Origin of the sequence: Sphingobium xenophagum NBRC 107872 (assembly GCF_000367345.1) — a bacterium.
Lineage (GTDB): Bacteria > Pseudomonadota > Alphaproteobacteria > Sphingomonadales > Sphingomonadaceae > Sphingobium > Sphingobium xenophagum.
Genome location: NZ_BARE01000110.1, coordinates 1 through 3,545, shown reverse-complemented (window position 1 = coordinate 3,545; position 3,545 = coordinate 1). Strand labels below are relative to the sequence as shown.

Genomic DNA, 3,545 nt, shown 5'->3' with positions numbered 1-3,545 from the left:
AGTAACTGCAATTACAGATCCTGAGCCTAGCGATGGCAGCCTTTCGCAAAGCAATTGAAATTGTGTCAATTGCCGATTGTTCCCATGCAAAGACGCCAGGATCATCGTCACAGCGCAGATTTTTAATCCCGTCGATATGTTCAAAGCATACCAAAACGCTCAACAGTTGATCGCGGTTATCTGCGAACGCCGGTATAAATCAAATTTTCAACGCAAATAGATGTGTTACTAAAATCAAATAAAATTTGAAAGTTCATAAATTTTCGTAAATGTATATTGCTTCATGCACATCTTCATATGTATTCGCGACGCCATTATGCAGGACAACTGCTTTATTGCATAAACTTCTTATTGAGTCCATGCTGTGAGAGGCTAAAATCATCCCTCTATCGCTTCTTTTATCAAATAATTCTTCGCTGCATTTGTTATGGAAATTGCGATCTCCAACCAATATTATTTCATCTATAAGGTAACATTCGAATTCTATTGCGATAGATAGAGCAAATGCCAAACGAGCACGCATGCCGGAAGAGTAGGTTTTTACGGGCATTTTTAGCTGAGAGCCAAGTTCTGTGAAATCTTCAATGAAATCACGCATGCTCAGATAATCTCGCCGATATATTCGAGCTATGAACCGTGCGTTATCATACCCAGTGAGGCTGCCTTGAAACGCTCCGGAAAATCCTAATGGCCAAGACACCGTCATTGAGCGAAGGATCCTGCCTGATGTCGGCATTTCAACGCCACCGATCAGTTTTATCATCGTGCTCTTTCCCGCGCCGTTGCGGCCAAGAAGTGCTACCCTTTCGCCTTTCCCCACGGTCAGGTTTACGCCCGCAAAAACCTGTTTGCGATGTGATCCATGAGCGTAGGATTTCGCAATATTCTCACAAATAATCATTGGATTGAAAGCGTCTTCCGAACGCGTCTGCACATGGTTAATCCAATAATCGTGCAGATTACTGAGCACGTGATAGGAATTTGGGGCTCATAATAGGCAGTAATTTGATCGCCCCATATTCCCTTTCGCATCATCTCCATACCGCTAACTAGCGGGGAAAGTATCAAATACTCTCTTACGGTGGGTGTGGTCCATGATAGCATAGTAAAAACACCAGAGAAAGGTATCATTACATAAAGAGTAACAGGAATAAACTTCTCCATCACCTCTGACATTTCAGAAAGTGGTGCGACGATAAAGCATACTGAAAGAGCAAAAAAGCAATGGCAAAACCATCCCGCCAAAAATAATCCAATATCGGCAGGAACCGGAGCTTCACCAAAATATATAAGAATAACGCCGATAAATAGATAGGCCATCATGGATCCTATCATCTCGATGATAAATCGTACAAATATGAAGTCCACCACCTTGATCTGCCGATGATAGAGAAGACTGCTATTTACAGAAAAGGCTGCAACGCATCTTGAAATAACGTGCCTAACGAGTGTCAGTGGAATATATCCGGTTGCTACAAATGTAACGATGCTTATGCCGTGCTCTTCTGGCCCCTTAAGCATGCGCCAAATAATGCCAACAAGACCAGCAAACAATAAAGGTTCAGCCATTACCCAAAGGAAACCAATATTTTCTCTACCAAATCGTGTTATAAGTTCGCGTATCATTAATGCGTGAATGACGCGCATTTGGACCGCCCAGCCTTCTCGTAACTTTCGGAAATTGATTTTTCCCATCATTAATCTTCCGGCGCATGTTCCATTACGCCGACAATAAACATCCACGCAATGAAATAGAGAGAAAGGGCAGCAGCGAAAACGGTGAGCACATTGTAGAAACGCTTGGGCAGGAGGGGCACGTCTGGAACGTTCGGATCTACGACCCGCTCTAGATAGAATTGCTGATGCTGCGCTTCTGTGCGAGCCTGCACTAAAGTTGCATTGGCGGCATTAAGGTTGGCAGTCGCAAATTCCTGTTCGACGAGCAAGTTTTCATACCCCCCCAATTTTGATGCGATGCCGGTCCCGCTCCCCACCACACGACTGTCCTGGGAGCTGATTTGGTTGGAAATGGCGCTAACCCTGTTCTTCAAGGCGGGAATGGATGGATTGCCAGGGGTAAGCCGTTGCATGATATCCAACTGCGCTTGCAAGGCGGCGCGTTCAGCGATCATGGTGTTTGCAATTTCGAGTACGCCCACGGCCTGTTTACCCGGATCGATCAAGGCTTGTGTGTTTCGATATTCAGCGAGATTGATGCGCGCGGCTCTGGCCCGCTCCGTTGCCAGTCTGACTTGTTTCTCAGCCTCAGCTATACCTTTGCTGCGACCACGCATATTCAATCGGTTAACTAGTTCCTCGCTCAAATCCAGCAGCTTGTTGTTAATGCGATAGGCATCTTCAGCAGAAAATGCCTTGACCTTGATGGTTGCGGTGCCGGTTTCCGTATCTAGGCGAGAGTCTACCATTTTGTTGTAGAATTTGAACAAGCTTTCAAAGCTATTGTCCGCGAAAGGCTGCGGAAACCTCGACAGAAAATCTGCTTGCGGAGAGCCGAATCTTTCCCGGATGCCGGGATTTTTCTCCAATGCTTTGAGTGCGTCGCGAGAGCGGGTAAAGGCTAGGACTTCGTTGGTCTGCTCCTGCCCGCCCGACAGGCCGGTTGTCTGGACCAGATTGGCCAGCGTCGACACCTGGCCCTGTTTCTGGTTCGGGCTTTTGATGACGAACCGCGCTTCGGAAATATAGACGTCTGATGCGAACATCCCATAATAGACCGCTGCCAGAAGCGTCGGCATTAGGACGCTAAGGATGAACCAGCGCCGTTTCCTGAGCCATTTTGCAAATGCGGAGCGTTGGGCCGGCGCTTCTGCGTCGAGGGGGACGGATGGTAGAAGGTTCATAACTAGCTTGCATCGCCTGAATGGGGATATCGGGCCCTGCGCTAAGGCAACATGACGTCACGTGCAAGGCCAAGCAGTATCTGATGATGCAGGCGCGAGGGGCAAGTCCCACGAGGTGGTGTTGGAAGGTTTCTCTGATTTGGTGCGCGAGATGCCGGCTTTTGCCGCTGAGCGCATGATGAATATGGAGATTGAGGTCAAAGCCGGTGCGCCCGCCGACAGTCGCAGCCAATCGCGACTGAACCATCGCAACGAATAACGCAAACAGGGATGGGACACCCGTGCGGGTCGGATCGATCTGGCGATCCCGAAGCTGGGCAAAGGCAGCTACTTTCCGAGCTTGCTGGACCCGCGCCGAACCGCCGAGAAGGTCTCTGAAGGCATAAGCTCGTCGTCTTCAGGCGAGAAGCCAACCTTTCGGGACATTGGAGCATTATTGTCTCATGCTGGCCCTGACTAAGCGCCGTTCCGGCCAAAATCTGGCCTCACGTTCGGACTAGCGAAGGAGAGGGGCGTTGAGATCGACCTAATCCAAGTTTGTCGGCGTGAAGGCCTGCGTCACGGCAAACAGGCCGACTTTTGCAATCATCGCCGATGACACCAGATTCTGCTCGAAAGCTCCTTCCGCTATCTTTGACAAGTTTGGAATTGACGTCTCGACAAACAGGAATAGGCCAGCGATAG

At 48.7% G+C, this 3,545-nt stretch carries 3 protein-coding genes and 1 pseudogene; 1 reads left to right on the top strand and 3 read right to left on the bottom strand.

From position 1 onward, the window contains the following. Positions 1-253: 253 nt before the first annotated feature. The 3 genes from SX1_RS24075 to SX1_RS21965 are packed head-to-tail and all read right to left on the bottom strand — an operon-like array spanning position 254 to position 2,861. Complete coding sequence (locus SX1_RS24075; protein ID WP_081610021.1) at positions 254-901, bottom strand: ABC transporter ATP-binding protein; 648 nt, start codon at positions 899-901, stop codon at positions 254-256. Further along, positions 898-1,698 (bottom strand): ABC transporter permease, encoded by an 801-nt coding sequence (locus SX1_RS24070; RefSeq protein ID WP_255209829.1) that lies wholly within the window; start codon positions 1,696-1,698, stop codon positions 898-900. The genes SX1_RS24075 and SX1_RS24070 overlap by 4 nt, the downstream gene beginning before the upstream one ends. Continuing rightward, positions 1,698-2,861 carry a KpsE/RkpR family capsule polysaccharide export protein gene (locus SX1_RS21965; RefSeq protein ID WP_026150050.1) on the bottom strand — a complete coding sequence of 388 codons (1,164 nt, stop codon included), beginning with the start codon at positions 2,859-2,861 and terminating at the stop codon, positions 1,698-1,700. The genes SX1_RS24070 and SX1_RS21965 overlap by 1 nt, the downstream gene beginning before the upstream one ends. A gap of 115 nt (positions 2,862-2,976) precedes the next feature. Here SX1_RS21965 and SX1_RS24065 point away from each other — a divergent pair. Then, positions 2,977-3,231 (top strand): annotated as a pseudogene (locus tag SX1_RS24065) (transposase); the annotation flags it as partial. Between the last annotated feature and the right edge of the window lie 314 nt (positions 3,232-3,545).